Source organism: Synechococcus sp. R55.3 (assembly GCF_047461975.1).
Classification (GTDB): domain Bacteria; phylum Cyanobacteriota; class Cyanobacteriia; order Thermostichales; family Thermostichaceae; genus Thermostichus.
In genome coordinates this window covers 1-19,303 of sequence record NZ_JANSIG010000058.1, presented here as the reverse complement: position 1 = coordinate 19,303, position 19,303 = coordinate 1, and the positions used below count along the sequence as shown (strand labels likewise).

The following is a 19,303-nucleotide window of genomic DNA, read 5'->3' as shown; positions in this document are numbered from 1 at the left end:
CCTATATGGAGGAGGGCTTTCCTCCCGACACCAAGCCTGCGGCTATGGTGCGGGCCTCCAGCCCGAAAATTTGGTGACTGGGGCCGGAGAATGAAGATAGGCTGGAAGCGAACGTTGGTGTTCATCCAGGCGAGCGGGGGAAAAAGATGAACGAGCCCATGTCGCCGTCAGTACGGGCGGCTATCGAGCGGATGAAGTCTCGCTTGCGCATGACTCGTCGCTTTGGGTTTTGGTTCCAGGCAATCTTGGGGGCGACGGCGCTGCTGCTGTGGTTTGGCTTTTTAATCGGCCAAAATACCGTCTATCGAGATGACTCGCTGGGTGCTGTCATCGCCTTCTGGTTCACCTTGTTTACATTGCTCACCCTGGCAGCCGGTCTATTTTTCAACTGGCGCTACTTGCTCCACGCGGAGCGCCGCTCAGCTTCTGCTGATGCCCTAAGCCAATTGGATTTGCCCAAGCAGTTGCAGTTGGTCACCTATGTCAGCCTCATTGGGGCCTTCCTTGCTTTGATTGGTATGGAAGCCCAAGTGGGCGAGCTGTTGGCGCGCATGTTTTCCCGCACCCAGGCCAACCAGGTGACAGGAGTGCTGCTGCTGGCCGCCAACATCAACGTGACGTTTGCCCACTTCGTCTGCTTGGCAGGGGTTCTCTGGATTACCGGTGTCCTCGACCGCGAACCCTAGCGCCGGATCCCTGGCCCAGTTTTGGGAGTCATTGGCATTTACGTTTTTGACCAGTGACAAGACGGCTTGTCGCTTTTGCCGGGGTATAGCAACAAACCCCCCAACCTGGGAGAGGAGCTGGGGGGAAGCACCTCGGCCCTGCCTGAGTTTCCTCCGGACAAGACCTCAGCAGGAGCGATGGCTTCACTTGAAGCCCACTGCCGCTTGCCAGACAAAGGCCAGCAGGAAAAACAGAACAGGGATGATCGGCAAAATGTCGATCAGCGGGTCAAACAATTCATAGCCTTCCGGCAAACTGGCCAGGAGCATCATCGCTGACATGGCAACAAACCTCAGGGGAAAACGCGGCTGAAGGAACTGCTTTTTTCAGAATCGAAATAGAGTGTAACATCACCAAGCAGGGATCCCGGCCAAGTTCAAGAAACTTGACATACCCCCCTGCCTACAGGCAAGGGATTCTGGTTCCTGGTTCTGCGACAGCACTTACTGTGTTGGGTTGTCCCTCCACGACAGCGGTGCTTATTTCCCCAGGCGTTCCCTCTTCCGTTCGCGTCAGCCTAAAGAACGCCAATGTTGGAGAGGCCCAAAACGACCCCCACCCCCAGCAAGTGGCCAAAACTGGCAACCCCGATGACTTCTGGCCAGGTCATTCCCAGTACCGGCCCAGTCTCTGAGGCCACTCCAGAGGAGGATTTGAAGCTCAGGTAAGCCAGCCCTGTGCAGAGCAGAATGATCACGGCGCTCAGGGGGGACCAGGGGCTGGTTTGAGCGGTCAAAGCCAGCGGCGCGACAACAGGCATCATGGTTTTCGTCCTCAACTCAGGTTGACCGACCCTTAGATTACCGCTCCTGCTGAACCCCGGATGGGATCCCCTGGCGATCTACACATGAATTGCAACAGAGGCTGCAACAGAACCTCACACTACGGCTTTTCTCCGGCTTCAGGGACGGTTTGCTATTGCCGGGATCCTGCAGGAATCCTCTAGGTAGGAGAAGAAGGTGCCCCCAGGGCTGTGGTTGATAGGAAAATGAGGCTTGGGCTGAGAAGCTGGGCAGGTCTCTGCCGTATACTAACGAAAGTTAACAAACTTATCTCTTCGATCCCTTTTTGGTGTGATGACTTGGACGCGCTGCCTCGACCCATCCTCCCCGTCTGCACTGTGCCCACCTAAGGATGGCTGCCGATGACTGTTGCTGCTACTGCTGAATCGGCCCACAAACCCTTCGCATTGCCTCGTGAGCTGTTGGGGCCACCCTCAGAATTTTGGAATCCCACCTTGCTGATGTTTTTGGCTGCGGTGGTGCTTTCGGCCTCTTGCTTTGGCGGGTACGCCTTTTGGCACTGGCCCAAATGGATGGTGTTCTGGCTCAATTTTGTGGCCCTCTACGTTTTGGGCACGGTGATTCACGATGCTTCCCATGGCTCGGCCCACCGCAACCGCTTTCTGAACGAGGCGCTCGGACACGGCTCTGCCCTGTTACAGGGTTTTGTCTATCCCGTCTTTAAGCGGGTACACATGCAGCATCATGCCCACGTCAACCATCCTGAAGACGATCCCGATCACTATGTCTCAACGGGAGGGCCGCTGTGGCTGATCGCGCCGCGGTTTTTCTACCATGAGGTGTTTTTCTTTAAGCGGCAGCTCTGGCGGAAAGGTCGCTGGGATCTGCTGGAGTGGGGCTTGAGTCGGCTGGTGGTTATCCTGACCTTTGGTCTGGCCAGCTACTTCGGCTACACCGACTACATCATGAACTATTGGCTACCCCCTGCCTTTATCATGGGGTTCTTGCTGGGCTTGTTTTTTGACTACCTGCCCCATCGCCCTTTTCAATCCCAAGAGCGGTGGTACAATGCCCGCGTCTATCCCGGATGGCTGACCAACATTCTGCTGTTGGGGCAAAACTATCACCTGATCCACCATCTCTGGCCTTCTGTTCCCTGGTACAAATACCAAGCAGCCTACTGGGCAGCCAAACCTGAGCTGGACGCGCGCAACTGCCAGCAAACGCTGGGGATCTGGGAGAAGGGAGAGTTTTGGGGCTTTTTGTACGATGCTCTGATTGGTCTGCACTGGCACAAGCCCACTTCAGCTCACCCCGCTGCGCCAGCCAATCCAGAATCGGAGGGATCCCCTGCGGATCCACAGCTTGGCTAGCATGGTTTGGCCAACGCTGCAAGTCCCGCAGGTGCTGCTGTTTGTGGAGGCGGCCAGTCTGTTGCGAGATTCCAGCCGGGTTTTGCTGCAGGCCGGTCAGGCGACGGCGGATTTGCCGGAGTTGATCGCAGAAGCACAGGCGCGGGCCGAAGCCCAGGTGCAGCTCCTTGGGATCCCGGCAGACTTGCGGGCACAGGTGCGAGGGATCCTCAGGTTGACCTCGCCTCAAGAGGTGTTGGCCTACTTGCAGGACTTGCTGGACAGGGGATCCGGCCCGGATTTGGAAACCTTTTTGGAGCAGGCGGGATCTGCCTCTACGGTGCTGCGCTTTCCCCCTCTGTTGGTGGGGGCTGTGGCTCTGGAGGTGGTGCTGGAGCGGTTGGACTTTTCCCCAGAAGAGCGGGCTGTGGTGCAAGCCCAACGGGATCAATGGGAACAGGCCCTGGCGGAATTGGCCATCCACCACAGGGTTTCCCCAGAGCCGCTCCGGGCCACTGCCGAGACGGTGCTGCGGGCGGCTTCGGCAGAAGAGCTGCTGCAACTGGGGCAGGATCTCCTTCAAGATCTCCAAGATCTCGCTGCTGCCGATTCTGAGCCAGAAGCCGAGCCCCAGGTGGAATTGGCGGGGCCTCTGCTGTTCATGATGGTGGCCGATCACCTGTTGGCCCAAACAGAGTATCCGCTTACCCCGGAGCAGCGGCTGGACTTGCAAACCAATCGCGCCGCGGCAGAAACCCGCTACTTGGCCATGCAAAAGTTGGGCCGCATTGAAAACTTGGCGGAGCAGCAGGCTTATATTCGATCCTGGATTGACCAAGCTTCCGTACCGGATTTGCTGCAGGCTTTGGATCGCTTTTTTGCGGCGTCTGAACCCAACTCATGAGGCTCAGGGATCGCCGAAGATTTTGGATCCCCTATGCTGGAGTCAAAGGGATCCCACTTGAGGTGTGAAAGTGGACTGGGGCAGCCTGTTCTGGATTTTTCTGATCTTCAGCTCTTTGCAACCTCTGCTGAACCGTCGTGCCCAAGAGTTCCGGCGCTTGATGGCCATTCGGGAGTTGGAGCAAAAGCGGGGCAGCCGGGTGATTCTGCTCATTCACCGCCAGGAGTCGATCAGTTTTTTGGGGATCCCGGTTTCCCGCTACATCAGCATCGAGGACTCCGAACAGGTGTTGAGGGCAATTCGCCTTACCCCACCCAATACCCCGATTGATTTGATTTTGCATACCCCCGGTGGCCTGGTGCTGGCCACGGAGCAAATTGCCCGCGCCCTGATCCGCCATCCGGCCAAAGTGACGGTCTTCGTGCCTCACTACGCCATGTCGGGGGGGACAATGCTGGCCCTGGCCGCCGATGAAATCGTCATGGATGCCAATGCAGTCCTGGGGCCGGTGGATCCGCAGTTGGGGGGGTATGCTGCCGCCAGTATTCTGCAGGTGGTGGCGGATAAACCCATTGCCGAAATCGACGACCAAACCCTGATCCTGGCGGATCTGGCCCGCAAAGCAATGCAACAGGTGCAGAACTTCGTGCGGGATCTCTTGAAGGACGATGTGCCCAAGCGCAAAATTGCCCCTGAACGGATCGAGCCCCTCATCCAGTACCTAACCAGCGGACAAGTTACCCACGACTACCCCATCACCGCCGAAGAAGCCCAAAGGTTGGGCCTGCCCATTTCTACCGAGTTGCCACCCCAAATCTATGCCCTGATGGACTTGTACCCGCAGGCCACCATGGGCCGTCCTTCTGTACAGTACATCCCTATCCCCTATGATCCCCGCCCCGCTCTGCCCAGAGGGGGATCCCGCTCTGGCCTAGGGTGAACTCTTGGCGTAAGCTTCCATGGCTTCCAGGCGCAGCCCTCTTGCCCGGCGAAACAGCTCTTGTCCGGTGTGCAGGTGGCGATCGTCGAAGTTCAGGGGGAAATACTGCAGCTCCTCTAGAGCGTCCTCTAGGTGGTTGAGGGCGTAGTAGAGGCGAGAAGCCACTCCCCCCAGGCTGCTGGGATTGGGGAGGCGGCCAAAGATCTGCTGGGCTTGGGCCAGTTTCTGGCTACACTCTTCCAAATAGGTGGCGAAGGACTCCAACAGGTCGGGATCAAAGGGATCCGCCGCCAAAGCATTCAACTGAGGCTTTAGGGAAGACAACAAGGGCCCCAACACTCGGTTTAGAGGGGTGTAGACCTGTCGGATCCAGGCTGCACGGGCGATGGCTTCGTGGCTGACGGTTTCACGGGGGGATCCCGTCGGCTGGGGGCGGGGTGAGGTGCGGCTGGAGTGCAGTTGCCGATCGTATTCGCGGCGAGATTGGGGATCCTTGAGCACCGCGTAGGCAGCGTTGATCTGGCGGATGCGCTCAGCGGTGGCCCGATCTTTTTTGGCCAGCAGGCTATCGGGATGGTGATACTTGACCAAACGACGGTAGGCGGACTTGATCTCCTCCGCCGTCGCCCCCACGGAAACGCCCAAAACTTCGTAGTGGGATCCCACTCCCGATCCGCTCTCCATAACCCCTAGGCTTGCCGGAAAGAAAAGAAACTTCCACATTGTACCTGCAGCCTAGAATAAAGGTGAGTTTTCCGGTGCTGCCCCATGTCTTCCGCCTCGCCCCAGGGATCCCCCAACCCTTTCAGTGCCCTCTTGGGGGCCACCATTGCCGTCAGTCTGGGCTACGGTTTTTTTCAACTGCTGCTCTCGATGTTGGCCAAGTTGCCGCCGATCGATGTGGAGATTGGATCGTTGGCCCGTGGAATCAGCATTCTGGTGCGCTACCTGCTGGTCGGTTCCGTTTCCTTGATCGCGTTTATGTTTGCCCTGGTGGGGCTGGGGCTGGCGGCCTACTTTTTGCAATTGCTGGGCGAGCGGCTGACCTCCTCTCGGCGCTGAAGCTGGGGGCTGTAGGCACAACTTCTGGCTGACCCGTTGGGCGTTTGTGATGAGCCGAACTTGCCGGCAGCTTCTCAGCGCAACACCACCTTGGGGGAGAGCAACAAAGTCAGGGATCCCTGGCGGTAGTCAATCCGGCCTTCGGCAAAGCGCACTTGGGCTAGGCCCGCTTTTTTGAGGGTGATCGCGTCGGCATGGGCCGGGTTCAGCCCAATGGCCGTTTGCACCCACAGGCTCAGATCCGGCTGGTGACCGACCAGAGCCAAAGACGCCAGAGGTTCCCGCTCTGCTTGCCAGCGCACCAGGTCAGCAAAACTGCCCCCCGGAGCCAGCGGCTCAAACACCTCCACAGCTTCGGCCAGGTTCTCGTCCAAAAAGATCTCAGCGGTCTGTCGAGCCCTCACCAAGGGACTGGTGAGCAGGAGATCCCACCTCCAGCCCATGTTCTTGAGCTGGCGGGCAACCTTGCGGCAACGCTTGCGACCTTCGTCTGTAAGGGCCCGAAAGGCATCCTCGACTTCTGGCCGGGGTTCCTCGGCTATGCCATGGCGAATAAAATCCACGGCCAATTCCTGTCGGGCAGTCTGCTTTTCTGCCGCCCCCTGATGGTGCTCCGCGCTGCTAACGCGAACGCTCTCCTGTTGTTCAGACCCAGAGACCATAGAACTCCAAAACTCTGTCCTGCCGGCGCGAACGGCACTGTTAAGTAAACCTTGGAATCACTGTAACTCTCACAGAATACTGTGCTCTGTCGGGGGAAAAGCCCGCTCCCTCTACGGCAGCACTTCCGCGACAAAACCAGAGATCACGAAGAAGACGAGGGGTTATGCAAGCGCTGGCTGACCAAGGTGCGCCCCTCCTGAGTGTAGAGCTGCCAGTAGTTCCAGTAGTTGCCAAACACGGACTTCACATAGCCCCGAGTTTCGGGGAAGGGGATCTGCTCCACAAACACATCCGGATCCTCGAAGCCAAAGCGGTTCAGCCATCTGGCCACGTTGCCGGGGCCACCATTGTAGCTGGCCAGGGCCAGCAAGGTGTTGTCTTGATAGGTGCGGTGGGTGTAGTCGAAGTACCAGGATCCCAGGTAGAGATTGTCGGCGGGGTTGGTGAGGCTGTACTGGGCCAGGCCGATCTGCTGGGCAATCCAGCGGCCAGTAGCGGGCATCACCTGCATCAAGCCCAAAGCCCCCGAGGCCGAGACGATCTCTGGCTCAAAGCGGGATTCCTGCCGGATCAAAGCCGCCACCATCAAAGGATTGAGGTTAAATTGCCGTGACCAGTGGGCCAAGCCGGGTTGGGCGTAGGGATCCCCGCTCCAGGAATTGTCGGGGCCCGCATAGTAGTGCAGCGGATAGATGGCCTGCCAGAAATCTTGGCGCTGCCTCAACGTCTCCAGCAGGGGATCCGGCTCTTCGCTGAAGCGCAAAGCAGCCACCTGGTTAATGCCCCGCAGGTGATCTCCAGCGCTGTTGCGCAAAATGCCCGTGACAAAGCGCTCGGCAACGCTCATCTGGCGGGGATCCCGCTGCACCGGAGTTTCGCCCTGCCAGCGTTCCCAGGCCAGTTGGCTGGCTCCCATCAAATGCAGGGTCTGCGTGGCCGCCGAGACCCCCGGCAACGGTTGGCGCACCGGCTGAAAATCCACCTCCACTCTTTTGCGCCCGCTGTAGAAATCCCCCACCGGCCAGCCCAGTTGCACTGCCGACCGCCAGCCGTAGTAGGTGTGGGGAAACTGCCGCAGCACCTGCCGATAGGTTTGCCGAGCCGCAGCGACATCCCCCTGCTGTTCCCGCCATTTGCCCGCCCAGTAGAGCAGTTGTGCCCCCATTTCCGTGTCCCGCTGGGCGGATCCAATCTGTTGAGCTAGGGCGATGGCTTGGCTGAGATTGCCTGCTTGCGCTTGGCTCCAGGCCACCGTCCAGGCGGCGTTGGCCGCAGCTTCGCTGGCCGGAAAGCGATCCCAAAGGGCTTGCCGGGTGGCTTGGGCCGATTGGGGGCTGGCGTTGCGATCATAGAGCTGGCTGAGGCTGAGCAACGCCTCTGGAGCTTCTTTATCTGAGCCGGATCCCACCTGTCGGAGGAGTTCAATTGCCGTCGGCAGGTCGCTCAGTTCCGCCAAACGGCGACGGGTGAGGGAAGCCTCTGGCCCATCGGGGAACTGTGCCAGCAGCGCTTGGTAAGCCGCTCTGGCCTGAGGAAACTCCCGCGAGATCTGGTGGCTGCGACCCCAGCGGTAGAGGTTCTGAGAGGTGGCGGGGGCACGTCCATAGGCCCGGGCAGCTTTGCCGTACTCCCGTTGCTCCCAGTAGGCATCGGCGAGGATCTGCCAGTCGGAAGCCGTGAGGGATCCCTCTTGAGCCTGCCGCCAGCGATCCAGCAACGGCGTTAGCCCAGGGGTTTGCGGGTGATGTTGGGCCAAATCCCGCAGCAGGTCATAGCGGTCGGGATCCAGCTCCAGCAAATGCTTGAGGGCACGTCCGGTCAGCGGATGGGTGGGAAATTGCTGCCGCAGCCGATCCACCTGGTCCATCCCCCAGAGGGCATAGGCAGCGACAGGGCTGTGGGGATATTCCTGCAAAATCTTGGGCCACCAGATCCCTTGGGCTGTTTCCTTGTCCTGCAACTGTTCATAGGCTTGGGCCCTGAGCTTCCAAATCTCTTCCCTCAGAACCGGCAGGCTCTCTTCCAGCCCCTGCAAATGCTTCAAGGCAGATTGCGCTTGGCCGGCCTGTAGCGCTGCATAGGCTTGCAGAAAGGCCACTGTGGAAGTTTGAGGCAGTTGCGCCGGATCCCTGTCTTCTGGTGCAGAGGCCACCTCCGCGGTTTCTGCCCAGGATGAGGTGTAGAAGCCCCAGACGGCCCCACCCAGAGCTGCTCCCGCTGCCAGCACACCGGCAGCCCATCTTATCCAGCGTCGTTTGCTGCCTGTCAGGATCCCCATGCTTTACCTCCCCACCACCTCTGAACTAAGATACTCAACCCGACTGCGTTGAGCCACCGGACGACTCGATACTTGCAACATGGCTGGAAAGCTCACCCAGCAAGCGGTCGCCGCGCATTGTGGCCAGGCGATAGGCAGGGAGAGATGCAACGATTTCTTCAAACTTCAAACGGCGGTGAAACGGCTCATTTCCCCAATTGCGCTGTCGGGCTTTCGCTGCGGTACACCTTGGCCCCGACACTGCGCAGCTTTTCATCAATGGCTTCGTAGCCCCGGTCGATGTAGTGCAATCCGTGGATCGTGGAGCAGCCTTCAGCCGCCAGACCGGCCAACACCAGGGCCGCACCCGCCCGCAGGTCGGTAGCCACCACCGGAGCGCCGGAAAGGGACGGCACCCCTCGGATCAGGGCCACTCGGTTCTTCAGGCGAATATCGGCTCCCATGCGATTCAGCTCGGGAATGTGGTGCATGCGGTTTTCAAACACTGTCTCCTCAATGGTGCAACTGCCCTCGCTCAAGGCGGCCAAAGCCATGATCGGCGCCTGCACATCGGTGGGGAAACCAGGATAGGGCAGCGTTTGAATATCGGTTGCCTGACACAGCCAGCCTGAGCTCAGTTGAGCCGGGGCAATGCGCAGCCGGTTTGGGCCTTCCTCTTCCACCCGCAGCCCCATCGCTTGCAACTTGGCGATCACCGCCCGCAGATGATCGGGAATGACAGGGCCAACCGTGAGGTGAGAGCGGGTAATGGCCCCGGCAATGAGATAGGTGCTGGCCTCGATGCGGTCGGGAATGACCGTGTACTCTGTTCCATGCAAGCGGGGCACCCCTACCACCACAACCGTATTGGTGCCGACACCGCGAATGCGGGCCCCCATGGCTTGACAAAAACGGGCTAGATCCGCCACCTCCGGCTCTTGGGCGGCGTTCTCGATCACCGTTTCTCCATCCGCCAGCGTAGCGGCCATCATCAAGGTCTCGGTGGCACCGACGCTGGGATAGTCCAGGTAAATACGGGTTCCCAACAGTTTACGGGCATAGGCATGAACCACCCCATGCTCGATTTGTACCGTCGCCCCCAAGGCTTGTAGACCCCGCACATGCAGATCCACAGGACGAGACCCGATCGCACAGCCGCCGGGCAAGGGAACTCTGGCCACCCCCAGCCGCGCCAACAGAGGCCCTATTATGAAAAAGCTGGCCCGCAACTGGCTGACCAATTCATAGGGAGCTTGAGAGGTTTTCAGGGAGCTGGCATCCAGGTCGAGGGTATTGCCAACATGGGAAACCTTAACTCCCAGCGTGGCCAGGATCTGTCCCATGCGTTCAATGTCCAGCAGACGGGGCACATTGTGAATTCGACAAGCCTCAGGAGCCAAGATGGCCCCGGCCATCAGCGCCAAGGCAGAGTTTTTCGCCCCGCCAATGGGGATGTGGCCACTTAGGGTCTGCTTGCCGGTTATCTGCAGCACTGGCCCCATCATCTCAGGTGAGGGTGCAATTCCGGTCAAGCCTGGCGAAGATCCCAAGGACTCTATCCTACCGACATGCTGCGGCTCTGCGCCGTGCGGAGCACGATCAGTGAAGTCTCTCAATCTTCCTCCTCACCTAACAAAGAATACACATAGGAAAGGCGGCCTCTTTCCAGGAAATACTCTGGAGAGAGAAGCAGCCAAATGCGCAAGCAGAAACTCGGTAGAGGAAGGAAGAGAAGGGCTGTCGATGCTGCCCTCATCTTACCCAAGTTCCTGGTTTGCGACAGCAGTTCCGGCAACTCGGCCAAAGGGATCTGTCCCGCCGACCTGGACAAAGCCGAAGCCTTGTCATCCTCAAGACACCTGGGAGCATCCCACAGTGCGCTGAGGAAAGCCGACCGACCTCCGTGCATCTAGAGATGAAGAGATAAAAATCTCAAAGATGCCTCGCGTTGGAGGTTAGGTTGGGATGGGCCTCAGCCTACCGGCAAAATGGGGATCCCTGCTGCTTTTTGAGAAAGACCGTCTTCAGCAGACGGGGATCCTCAGCACAGCCGGATGGGGTTTAGCCCAGCGGCAAGAAGCAGTATGATACTCATGAGAAGCACTTGCAATAACGATGGGAGACAGCCGATGATCGCCACTCAAGTCTCTGCCCAAGAGTTGTTTCGGGCCGCCTATGAAAACCGCTACACCTGGGATCCCGCTTTCCCGGGCTACAGCGCCGAGGTCACCTATTGGGATGGGGAGCGCACATTCGTTGGGCAGGTGCGAGTGGGGGCAGACCTAAAGGCCACCGTTACGGGCGTAGAAGATGAGGAAGCTCGAAAAGCCATTCACAACCAACTCTGGGAGATTGCCATTCACCGGGTGCGCCGCAGCTTCGACGAGACCCATGGGAACAACACCTTCCGTTACGGCCAAACCCTGCCCGATGGCACAGTAGAGATCTTGGTGGGGGGCAAAGCCGAAGGGGATCGCTACCACGTGCGCGATAACCAGGTTACCATGGTGCATCGGCATATCCACGGAGTGGTGGTTACCATCCACACCTTCAGCAGCCACGATACCGGCGAAGGCTATCTTTCCCACCGCTACGATTCCGTCTATCACGATCCCCAAACGGGCGAGCAAAAGGGCGGGCGCAGCCAATTCGAGGATCTGTATACAAAAGTGGGCCAGTACTACATCCTCTCGGAGCGGCGTATCCAGACCGAGACGGAAACCGGCCCTGTGGAGAAGCGCTTCACCTTCAGCAACTTGACCTTGCTAGACGTTGGGGCGTGAGCGACCCGGCATTGCTCTCTGCGGGGTAGAGGGCCGGCTCTCCCATTCGTCATTGTTGGGCAGCTACCGGGAGGCTGAGTTCACGCCCTTCTTGGCGGCCAAGCCTTTCTCGATAACGGGAAAGCCGATCTGTAGGCTTTCAAGCTTTGTTGCAGAACGATCCTCCCGGTTAGAAAAAGCAAGAGAGCCTGAGCTATGCTTTGAATATTCTCCCGCCTGCGATTGGCATGGACAACACCACAGCAAGACCCGACCCGGATGCCGAAGCCCCCATTGGTGCCCCTGACCTGATCATTCGCCCCGCCCAACTGGGGGATCTGGAGGCTGTGGAAGAGATTTTGGCGCAAGCCTTTGATGAAGAGTACAGCAGCCGCTCGGTGGATATTCGTCGCCAAGTGCGGCGGTTGCGCCAGTGGTATGGGCCCCTGAAAACCCTGACCCTGTTTCCCAATCGCTTTCAGCACATGTTTACAGTGCATGTGGCGGAGCTGAAGGGCAAGATTCAGGGGGTGATTCAGGTTTCTCCCTTCAACCATTCCCGCAGCACCTGGCGGGTCGACCATATCGCGGTAGCGCCCTCTGCCCAGCGCCAGGGGGTGGGATCCCGGCTGCTCAAGCACTGCATGGAGCACTTTCGGGAAGCTCGCACCTGGATCCTGGAGGTGAACATCCACAACAAAGGGGCAATGGCGCTCTACCGGCGCAACGGCTTCCAACCCCTAGCCCAGATCACCTACTGGTCGGTTCCAGCCGATATTCTGGCGGCCCTCAGCCGGCACGAGCCCAAATTGCCCAACCTGGTGCCGGTGACCAATCGGGATGCCTACGCCATCTACCAACTGGATACGGGATCCATGCCCGCCAATGTGCGCCAGGTGTACGACCGCGAGGTGAACGATTTTCGCACCAACCCACTGGATTGGCTCTTGGAGCAGGCCAAATGCGCCATCAGCCAGACGGAACGGGTGGAAGTGTGTGTTTATGAGCCCGAACGCAAAACCGCCATTGGCTACTTCAACTTGAAGTTGGATCGCACCGGGCAGCAACCTCATGTGGCCAAGCTCACGGTTCACCCCGCCTACACTTGGCTCTACCCCGAACTCATGGCCAAGATGGCCCAGCTTACCCAGGCTCATCCGCCGCAATCTCTGGCCTTGGCCTCCACCGATTACCAGCCGGAACGGGAGGAGTTCTTGCTCAAGCTGGGGGCTCGAGATGTGGAGCGGACGTTGCTGATGTCGCGTTCGGTGTGGCACAAAATCCGCGAAAGCCGCCTCTTTACCTGGGATAGTGCTTATCTCAACGCGATGCTGCGGGGATTACAGGTGAAGCAGCCAGTGCCGGAGCGGTTTGAGGGGCCGCCGGAGGGCTGGGTAGAGCACCACTTTCATCCCATTAGCCCAACCGAGCCAGATCCCAGCTCTGGTCGCGTCAGCGGTGTGGAGTCTTCACCAGGGCTCTCCAGAGACTCCCAATCTGAGGCTTCTCCACCCCCTAGCTAAGGGAGAGAGAGCCCCAATCCTGGCTTGCTTGCACCTTGCGAAAAACGGATGAAAGACCCGAAGGGCAATTCTACTGCGGATCCCTCTTGGCGGGCGCTGATTCAGGCGGCACTGCACCGGAACCGTAGCGATCCCGGTGTGCGGTATTTGCAATTGGCCACGGTGGATCCCCAGGGGCATCCGCGCAACCGCACGGTCGTTTTCCGGGGGTTTTTGGGCGATACCGACCGCATTCAATTGGCGGTGGATAGTCGCAGCGAGAAGATCCGACAAATTGCCCACTGCCCCCAAGCCCAGATCTGCTGGTATTTCTGCAAAACCCGCGAACAATTCCGCATCGCTGGCACCCTTGAGGCCATCGCCGCCGATCATCCGGATCCCCAAGCTCAGCGCCAGCGGCAACAGTTGTGGCAACAGATATCGGAAAAAGGACGGCTCCTCTGGTTTTGGCCGGAACCTAAGGGGCTGCTTGCCCCGCCAGAGGCTTTTATCCAGGAGTTGCCGAAAGAGAAAGATCTGCTGCCTCCGCAGACCTTTGTGGCTTTACTGCTGGAGCCAACGGAGGTGGATCACCTACAGCTTAAGGGGGATCAGATCTATCCCCAATTGCGGACGGTGTACGAGCGCACTTCCAAAGGGTGGCAGCGTCGGGCTGTGAATCCCTAAAAGGGATCCAAACTTGCTTAGCCTGGTCTGGAGTGGGGGATCCCTTCTTTCCTTGACGTTCCCCGAAAGCCCAAAGAATAGAGGAATGGACGTGTTAACGTAGCTGAACAATCCTGTTCTGCACGGTGGGGGGCGTTGCCCTCAGATGGAACTCTGTATGCGCATGCCTGGTCTATCGGTGGTAGGGCAGCAGTTGATGCCTTTTGTCTAACTCGACACGTATCACTTGGGCTTGCAGTGGTCTCGATGTGCGTCTTGATCTGGTCATTTTCTGCCTACATTGCTCGGGCTGTCGCCTCTCTTTTCGCTGGTGGGCCATCCATGAACAGGGCCTTGAGGGGCAAGGGATCCCTAGTGTTGTCTGTCGCTTTGGTTGGGGTAGGGGTTCTTGTGCAGGGATTGAGAGCACAAACTCTGGAGAAACCGACGCTGAAAGCCTTGGAAGATTCTGTTGAGGGGAATGTTGTCCCTGTTCTGCACTCAGAACCTGCCTTGCCCCCCCAGGCTGTCCCCACCTCCGCCCGCACAGGACCCTTTCGTGTCGGCAATCGCACGCCCCATCCGGTTCGGCTGGTGATCTTGATGCGCAGCGGCGAACGGATGATCAATCCGGAAACGGCCCACTGGGACTTTGCCCCTGGAGAGGGGGGGAGCGAGGGATTGCTGCTGAGCTTGGGAGAGGAACCGCTGCAAATCGGCCCCGGAGACATTGTGGTGGCTTTCGCCCTGGATGGAACCCGCCGCTATTGGGGGCCCAATGTGGTGGGAGAGTCTCTGGCCCCGTTTTGGGATGGGGAGAGCGGCTCCTGGTCGATGATCTTGCAGCCTTAGGGTGCTCCGCGCGCAGCTTGGACATTTGCAGCGGTCACCTCAAACTCCTCTGGGGCAACTTCTCCATTCCTCACTCTTCTGGGCCAAAGGGGGAGGATCCAAGCAACAGAACATTTTGAGAACAGTCTCCAAACCATAGTCATTTCAAGCTAGATTGAGACACTCCCCAAGCGCTCTGTGCCGCTGCCGCGACCAACCCCAGCTCTTCTCCCAGAGAGAGAGGGAAGTTAGGGAACAATGCAACAGAAATGTTTCATTCCTGTTTAATAATGACTACACAAGTGGCTGCGCAGTTTATAGCTCTGTAGGGTGTTGGCCAGCAGCATCGTTACCGTCATCGGCCCTACGCCTCCCGGTACGGGCGTGATGGCAGCGGCCAACTCTTTGACCGCTTCATAGTCCACATCTCCCACCAATTGCTCGGCTCCGGTGGGGGTCTCGATGCGGTTGATGCCAACGTCGATGACCACCGCGCCGGGTTTCACCATGTCTGCCCTCAATAGGCGGGGGCGGCCCACGGCCATCACCACAATGTCGGCGGCGCGGGTCACTTCTGCCAAGTCGGGGGTGCGGGAGTGGGCTAGGGTGACCGTCGCATCGGCGGCCAACAACATCAAGCTCAAGGGCTTGCCCACCAAGATGCTGCGACCGACCACCACTGCCTTTCGGCCTGCAATCGGGATCCCTTCTGCCTGCAACAGGCGCATCACGCCCAAAGGGGTACAACTGCGTAGGCCGGGCTCGCCGCGCAACAGCCGGCCCAGGTTGAGGGGATGGAGTCCATCCACATCTTTGTCGGGATTGATGGCCAGAAGGGGGGGGATGGGATCCCAGCCGGGGGGCAGGGGCAGTTGGACGAGGATGCCATCCACCCGCTCGTCCTGATTGAGTTGGTCGATGGTGTCGAGCAAATGGGCAGGGGAGTCTTGGGCGGAAAAATGTCGGCCAAAAGAAGCAATGCCCAACCGCTCACAGGCCCGCTCTTTGCCACGCACGTAAGCCGCACTGGCGGGATCCTCTCCAACCCGCAGCACTGCCAATCCCGGTGGCCGCCCCACCTGGGGTATCCAAGCTTGCACTTGGGCGGCCATCTCCGCTTGCAAGCGGGCGGCTAAGGCTTTGCCATCGAGGATCTTTGCGGGCATGGGGGCGCAAGGATAAAGACAACCATCCAACGACCATCCATAGTGAAGCAGAATGGCGACAGCAGTGCAGGGGGAATGATCAGGTGGGATCCCTAGAACGCCTGCGAGTCTTCTTCCTCTTGGCCCAATTGCTCGATGATGATCTCCACCTGCTGCCGCTTTTGCTCTAAAAAGTCCGCGCAGGTTTTCAGGGTTTGGGCGGCCTGTTGAAAGCGCTCCACCACTTCCGCCAGATCCAGTTCCCCCGATTCAATCTGGGCAATCAAAGTTTCCACCTCGGCAATGGCTGCTTCATAGCGCCACGGCTCCTCACGTTTGCGGCGGCTCATGGCTCTCCTCTACTCGTACCCATAGGCTTCCCGAGGCCAGTTGTATCATCAGGCGGGTTTGGGGAGGCAGGCGATGGGTGCGGATCAGGGATCCCTCTTCATTTCGCACCAGGGCATAGCCCCGTTTCAGAATGGCTTCGGGATCGAGCGCTTGGAGGCGATCTTGCAGGGCCTGTTGGTGCTGTTGGCGTTGCTGGAAGCGATGGCGCACGGCTTGGAGCAGGCGATGTTGGTGTTGGGTCAAGCGATCCTGAGCCTGTTGCAACAGCCGCTCTGGATGCACGTAAGCCAGGTGGTGTTGGGCCTGCTGCAAACGCTGCTGGGCCCTTTCCAAAGCTTGGCGAGTGCGTTCGATCAACTTCTGGCGCAACTGGGATCCCTGGCGCTGCAATTCCCCCAGATCCGGCACGATCCGCTCGGCAGCCGCCGTTGGGGTGTGGGCGGCGTAGTCGGCAGCGTAGTCCGCCAGGGTTTCATCCCGCTGGTGGCCAATCCCGGTGACCACCGGGATCCGACATTCGGCAATCGCTCGCACCACCCGCTCATCGTTAAAGCAGGCCAAATCCTCACTGGCTCCGCCGCCCCGCGCCAGCAAAAGCACTTCGGCCCGCCCATCCCGCTCCACCCGGCGAATGGCCCGCACAATTGACTCTGGGGCCGCTTCCCCTTGCACTTGAGCCGGGGAGAACAGCACCCGTAGCCCGGGGTAGCGCTGGTTGAGGGTGCGCCGAATATCTCCCCAGCCGGCAGCGTGGGGGGAACTGACGACAGCAATGCACTGGGGGTGAACAGGCAGAGGTCGTTGGTTGTCGAACAAGCCCTCGGCACTGAGGCGGGCCTTGAGCTGTTGAAATCGCAACGCCAACAGCCCTTCCCCGGCAGGCAGCAATTGCCAGATGACGAGGCGATAATAGCTGCCGCCACTGTAGATGCCGATTTGCCCAAGGGCGAGCACCTGCTGCCCCACTTCCGGCCAGAAACTGAGCCGGGAAGTTTGGCCCTGCCAGACCACCCCCTTGAGAACGTCGCCGGTTTCCGGATCGGTCAGGGTCAAGAACAGGTGGCCATTGCGGTTGCGCTGGCAACTGGATACTTCCCCGCTCACCCACAGCCTGGCCAAGTAGGGATCCCCGGCCAGCAGCGATTTCAAATAACGGGACACTCCCCCCACCGAGAGCAGGGGAGCTTCATCCGTGAGCAAAAACTCCATCCCACTGCTGCGGGCGGCTAAAGTCACTTCTGAAGGGACAGGATCGCGCATCCAGGGTTCTCGAATAGCGATGGGACTTGTCGGGATCCCATCTAGAATAGGCGACAACCGGGCGAGAGAGGAGGTGAGCTGGCGGGTGACCTTCGCCCAGTGGCTGGGGCTAGGGGCGCTGTTGGGCCTGCTAGTTCTGCTTTGGCAGATCCGGCAGATCCTGCTGTTGGTGTTCGCGGCCATTGTGTTGGCAGTAGCATTGGATACCTTGGCCCAGATCCCACAGCGCTACGGCTTTCGGCGTGGCCCCTCAATTGTCATCACCAGTTTGACGGTTTTGGTGGCCGCGATCTTGGTGGGGCTAATCGTGGTGCCCCCCCTGGCGGAGCAGTTGCGGCGGCTGTTTACCGATGGGGTGCCCGCCGGGATCGTGCAAGCGCAGCGGCTGTTCGAGAGCTTGATCCTCTCTTTGCCGACGGATATTGAGCTGCCGACGCTGCGGGAATTGGCCAATAGCTTGGTGCCCCAGGCCACCGAGTTGGTGCGACAGGTGCGCGACTTTTTCTCCGAGTCCTTCACTGCCTTTTTCGGCACCCTGCTCAACCTATTGTTTGTAATCATCCTCACCATTTTGTTGTTGGCGGATCCCCAAGCCTACAGTCGCGCTTTTGTCTCGGTTTTCCCGGCCTTTTACCGTCCCCGCATTCGCTACATCCTCAAGCGCTGTGAGCTGGCGCTGCGGGGCTGGCTGATGGGGATCCTGTTTACCAGCACCTTGGTGATGCTGCTGAGTGGGATCGGGCTGTGGATTTTGGGGGTGCCCCTGATCTTGGCCAATGCGGTGCTGGCGGGATTGTTCAACTTCATCCCCAATATCGGCCCCACCTTAAGCGTGGTAGCCCCCATGCTGGTAGCCCTCACGGATGCCCCTTGGAAGTCCTTGGCAGTGCTGGGGCTGTATATCCTGATCCAGCAGTTGGAAAGCAGCGTCTTCACCCCCATCGTTATGTCCCGACAGGTGTCGCTCCTGCCCGCCCTAACCCTAGTAGCTCAAGTTACTTCAGCCTTTTTCTTTGGGGTGCTGGGCCTGTTCCTGGCCGTGCCTTTGGCGGCAATCCTGCAGGTGTGGATTCAGGAGGTGCTAATTCGGGATGTCCTGGATCCCTGGCAGGGATCCCGATTGCGGCCCTTGCTCAGGTTGGAAAGTGGAGAGAATGGGATCCAGAGCTCCACCCAGGATCCCATCCCGCCGCCGCAATCGGTGCGAGATGGTTAAGGGAGCAATGCTCCTGACTTGGCTCAACCCCATCAGCTTAGCCACACGACCGGCCCTTCCATTGGGCAGGAATCGACGTTCTCCCCACGGCTAGAGCCGGGGGATTCTTTCCCGTCGCTCCACGCTCCTCGCGCTTGACCGGTGTGAGAACGCGACAACTGGCAACTGCGCACCCAGGCAGAGCGGCATCGGGGAAACAGTGAGGCCCACGGCCCGCTGTGCGAAGGGCATTCTGTCAACCAAGGATTCTGTCCCGCTATCGCTCACCTGGCAAGGTTGGACTGTGGAGTCCCGGCGGGAAAAGCCGCAACCCCTGCTGTCGCACCCGCCGCTCCTGGAAGGGAATGGGGGTCACGCGCGGCAAAGGCGTAGCCACAGGCTGGGGAGTTGAAGTGGGCACAGCTTGCGGAGAGGGCTCTGGGCTGGGCTCAGGCGTAAGCTCAGGTTCAGGAGTGGCCACCACGGGCGGTGGCGTTGGAACAGCCGGGATCCCCTCTGGTGTCGGACGGGGGCGGCCCAGTTGAAAGCGCGGCTGGCGACGAGGTGCAAGCGTGGGCGTCGCCTCTGGCGTTGGAGTCGGACTGGGGGTGGGAGTGGGAGTCGGGCTGGGTGTTGGCCTCGGGGTAGGCCTGGTCGGTGCTATGCGAGTGCGGGTGAGCGTCGCAGTGAGGGGGGGGGCGGTTGGGGGGGCATCGTCGTTCAACCGCGAGGTCGTGATGAACACACCGCGCGCGGCGCCGCGCTGGGCGAGTGCCCCGGAGAACTGGAGGATCGCCGGCGAGCCCACGGGATTGTCGGCGGCGGAGCGCTTCGCTTGCACGTAGACCCGGTCGAGCCCGAGCGGGTCCTGATCGATCATGCCGTCGAGTCCACCGTCGCCGCTCCGGCCGATCGCGGCCGCGGTGCCGCCGAGATCACTGCCG

At 59.6% G+C, this 19,303-nt stretch carries 21 protein-coding genes; 11 read left to right on the top strand and 10 right to left on the bottom strand.

Annotation, left to right across the window (positions count from 1 at the left end):
- Positions 1-146 precede the first annotated feature (146 nt).
- Complete coding sequence (locus NW849_RS09825) at positions 147-686, top strand: DUF3611 family protein (RefSeq protein ID WP_414332564.1); 540 nt, start codon at positions 147-149, stop codon at positions 684-686.
- A 183-nt stretch (positions 687-869) separates the two neighbouring features.
- Here NW849_RS09825 and NW849_RS09820 read toward each other — a convergent pair whose 3' ends face one another.
- Both NW849_RS09820 and psaK read right to left on the bottom strand, forming a co-directional pair.
- Complete coding sequence (locus NW849_RS09820) at positions 870-1,007, bottom strand: photosystem II reaction center protein K (protein WP_414350277.1); 138 nt, start codon at positions 1,005-1,007, stop codon at positions 870-872.
- A 236-nt stretch (positions 1,008-1,243) separates the two neighbouring features.
- A complete protein-coding gene (gene psaK, locus NW849_RS09815; protein WP_414332568.1) occupies positions 1,244-1,489 on the bottom strand; it encodes a photosystem I reaction center subunit PsaK in 246 nt (81 codons plus the stop codon).
- Between the two features lie 381 nt (positions 1,490-1,870).
- Here psaK and NW849_RS09810 point away from each other — a divergent pair, with 381 nt between their 5' ends.
- The 3 genes from NW849_RS09810 to NW849_RS09800 all read left to right on the top strand — a co-directional run bounded on the left by NW849_RS09810 (position 1,871) and on the right by NW849_RS09800 (position 4,665).
- Entirely contained in the window at positions 1,871-2,842 is a 972-nt protein-coding gene (locus tag NW849_RS09810) for a fatty acid desaturase (protein ID WP_414357492.1), read from the top strand.
- A gap of 1 nt (position 2,843) precedes the next feature.
- Positions 2,844-3,725 (top strand): hypothetical protein, encoded by an 882-nt coding sequence (locus tag NW849_RS09805; protein ID WP_414357495.1) that lies wholly within the window; start codon positions 2,844-2,846, stop codon positions 3,723-3,725.
- A gap of 64 nt (positions 3,726-3,789) precedes the next feature.
- On the top strand, positions 3,790-4,665 hold the full coding sequence (locus tag NW849_RS09800; protein WP_414357491.1) for an SDH family Clp fold serine proteinase: 876 nt from the start codon (positions 3,790-3,792) through the stop codon (positions 4,663-4,665).
- On the opposite strand, the gene NW849_RS09795 is transcribed toward NW849_RS09800, so the two are convergent.
- Positions 4,657-5,349 (bottom strand): J domain-containing protein, encoded by a 693-nt coding sequence (locus NW849_RS09795; RefSeq protein ID WP_414357490.1) that lies wholly within the window; start codon positions 5,347-5,349, stop codon positions 4,657-4,659. The genes NW849_RS09800 and NW849_RS09795 overlap by 9 nt on opposite strands.
- 84 nt (positions 5,350-5,433) lie before the next feature.
- Here NW849_RS09795 and NW849_RS09790 point away from each other — a divergent pair, with 84 nt between their 5' ends.
- Positions 5,434-5,727 (top strand): DUF3082 domain-containing protein, encoded by a 294-nt coding sequence (locus NW849_RS09790; protein ID WP_414357489.1) that lies wholly within the window; start codon positions 5,434-5,436, stop codon positions 5,725-5,727.
- A 74-nt stretch (positions 5,728-5,801) separates the two neighbouring features.
- Here the strand turns inward: NW849_RS09790 and sixA are convergent, their stop codons facing one another.
- From sixA to murA, 3 genes are all read right to left on the bottom strand, one after another.
- The gene (gene sixA / locus NW849_RS09785) at positions 5,802-6,389 is read right to left on the bottom strand and encodes a phosphohistidine phosphatase SixA (protein ID WP_414357488.1); all 588 of its coding nucleotides are present in this window, start codon (positions 6,387-6,389) and stop codon (positions 5,802-5,804) included.
- A gap of 143 nt (positions 6,390-6,532) precedes the next feature.
- Complete coding sequence (locus NW849_RS09780) at positions 6,533-8,668, bottom strand: transglycosylase SLT domain-containing protein (RefSeq protein WP_414357487.1); 2,136 nt, start codon at positions 8,666-8,668, stop codon at positions 6,533-6,535.
- A gap of 185 nt (positions 8,669-8,853) precedes the next feature.
- Positions 8,854-10,152, bottom strand: coding sequence for a UDP-N-acetylglucosamine 1-carboxyvinyltransferase (gene murA / locus NW849_RS09775; RefSeq protein WP_414357494.1), 1,299 nt, complete (start codon positions 10,150-10,152; stop codon positions 8,854-8,856).
- Between the two features lie 460 nt (positions 10,153-10,612).
- On the opposite strand from murA, the gene NW849_RS09770 reads away from it, so the two are divergent.
- From NW849_RS09770 to NW849_RS09750, 5 genes are all read left to right on the top strand, one after another.
- Positions 10,613-10,735 (top strand): hypothetical protein, encoded by a 123-nt coding sequence (locus NW849_RS09770; protein ID WP_414357486.1) that lies wholly within the window; start codon positions 10,613-10,615, stop codon positions 10,733-10,735.
- 41 nt (positions 10,736-10,776) lie between these two features.
- Positions 10,777-11,430: a DUF3386 domain-containing protein gene (locus NW849_RS09765; RefSeq protein ID WP_414357485.1), complete on the top strand. Its 654-nt coding sequence runs from the start codon at positions 10,777-10,779 to the stop codon at positions 11,428-11,430.
- A gap of 227 nt (positions 11,431-11,657) precedes the next feature.
- The gene (locus NW849_RS09760; protein ID WP_414357484.1) at positions 11,658-12,932 is read left to right on the top strand and encodes a GNAT family N-acetyltransferase; all 1,275 of its coding nucleotides are present in this window, start codon (positions 11,658-11,660) and stop codon (positions 12,930-12,932) included.
- Between the two features lie 48 nt (positions 12,933-12,980).
- Positions 12,981-13,598 (top strand): Npun_F5749 family FMN-dependent PPOX-type flavoprotein, encoded by a 618-nt coding sequence (locus tag NW849_RS09755; protein ID WP_414357483.1) that lies wholly within the window; start codon positions 12,981-12,983, stop codon positions 13,596-13,598.
- Between the two features lie 321 nt (positions 13,599-13,919).
- Positions 13,920-14,429 (top strand): hypothetical protein, encoded by a 510-nt coding sequence (locus NW849_RS09750; RefSeq protein ID WP_414357482.1) that lies wholly within the window; start codon positions 13,920-13,922, stop codon positions 14,427-14,429.
- A gap of 263 nt (positions 14,430-14,692) precedes the next feature.
- On the opposite strand, the gene folD is transcribed toward NW849_RS09750, so the two are convergent.
- The 3 genes from folD to xseA all read right to left on the bottom strand — a co-directional run bounded on the left by folD (position 14,693) and on the right by xseA (position 17,164).
- Complete coding sequence (gene folD, locus NW849_RS09745) at positions 14,693-15,574, bottom strand: bifunctional methylenetetrahydrofolate dehydrogenase/methenyltetrahydrofolate cyclohydrolase FolD (protein WP_011431762.1); 882 nt, start codon at positions 15,572-15,574, stop codon at positions 14,693-14,695.
- Between the two features lie 92 nt (positions 15,575-15,666).
- Positions 15,667-15,903: an exodeoxyribonuclease VII small subunit gene (gene xseB, locus NW849_RS09740; RefSeq protein ID WP_414357481.1), complete on the bottom strand. Its 237-nt coding sequence runs from the start codon at positions 15,901-15,903 to the stop codon at positions 15,667-15,669.
- The gene (gene xseA, locus NW849_RS09735; protein WP_414357480.1) at positions 15,884-17,164 is read right to left on the bottom strand and encodes an exodeoxyribonuclease VII large subunit; all 1,281 of its coding nucleotides are present in this window, start codon (positions 17,162-17,164) and stop codon (positions 15,884-15,886) included. The genes xseB and xseA overlap by 20 nt, the downstream gene beginning before the upstream one ends.
- Positions 17,165-17,237: 73 nt before the next feature.
- Between xseA and NW849_RS09730 the strand changes: the two genes are divergently transcribed.
- Positions 17,238-18,380 carry an AI-2E family transporter gene (locus NW849_RS09730; protein WP_414357479.1) on the top strand — a complete coding sequence of 381 codons (1,143 nt, stop codon included), beginning with the start codon at positions 17,238-17,240 and terminating at the stop codon, positions 18,378-18,380.
- A 256-nt stretch (positions 18,381-18,636) separates the two neighbouring features.
- Here the strand turns inward: NW849_RS09730 and NW849_RS09725 are convergent, their stop codons facing one another.
- Complete coding sequence (locus tag NW849_RS09725; protein WP_414357493.1) at positions 18,637-19,272, bottom strand: restriction endonuclease; 636 nt, start codon at positions 19,270-19,272, stop codon at positions 18,637-18,639.
- Positions 19,273-19,303 lie beyond the last annotated feature (31 nt).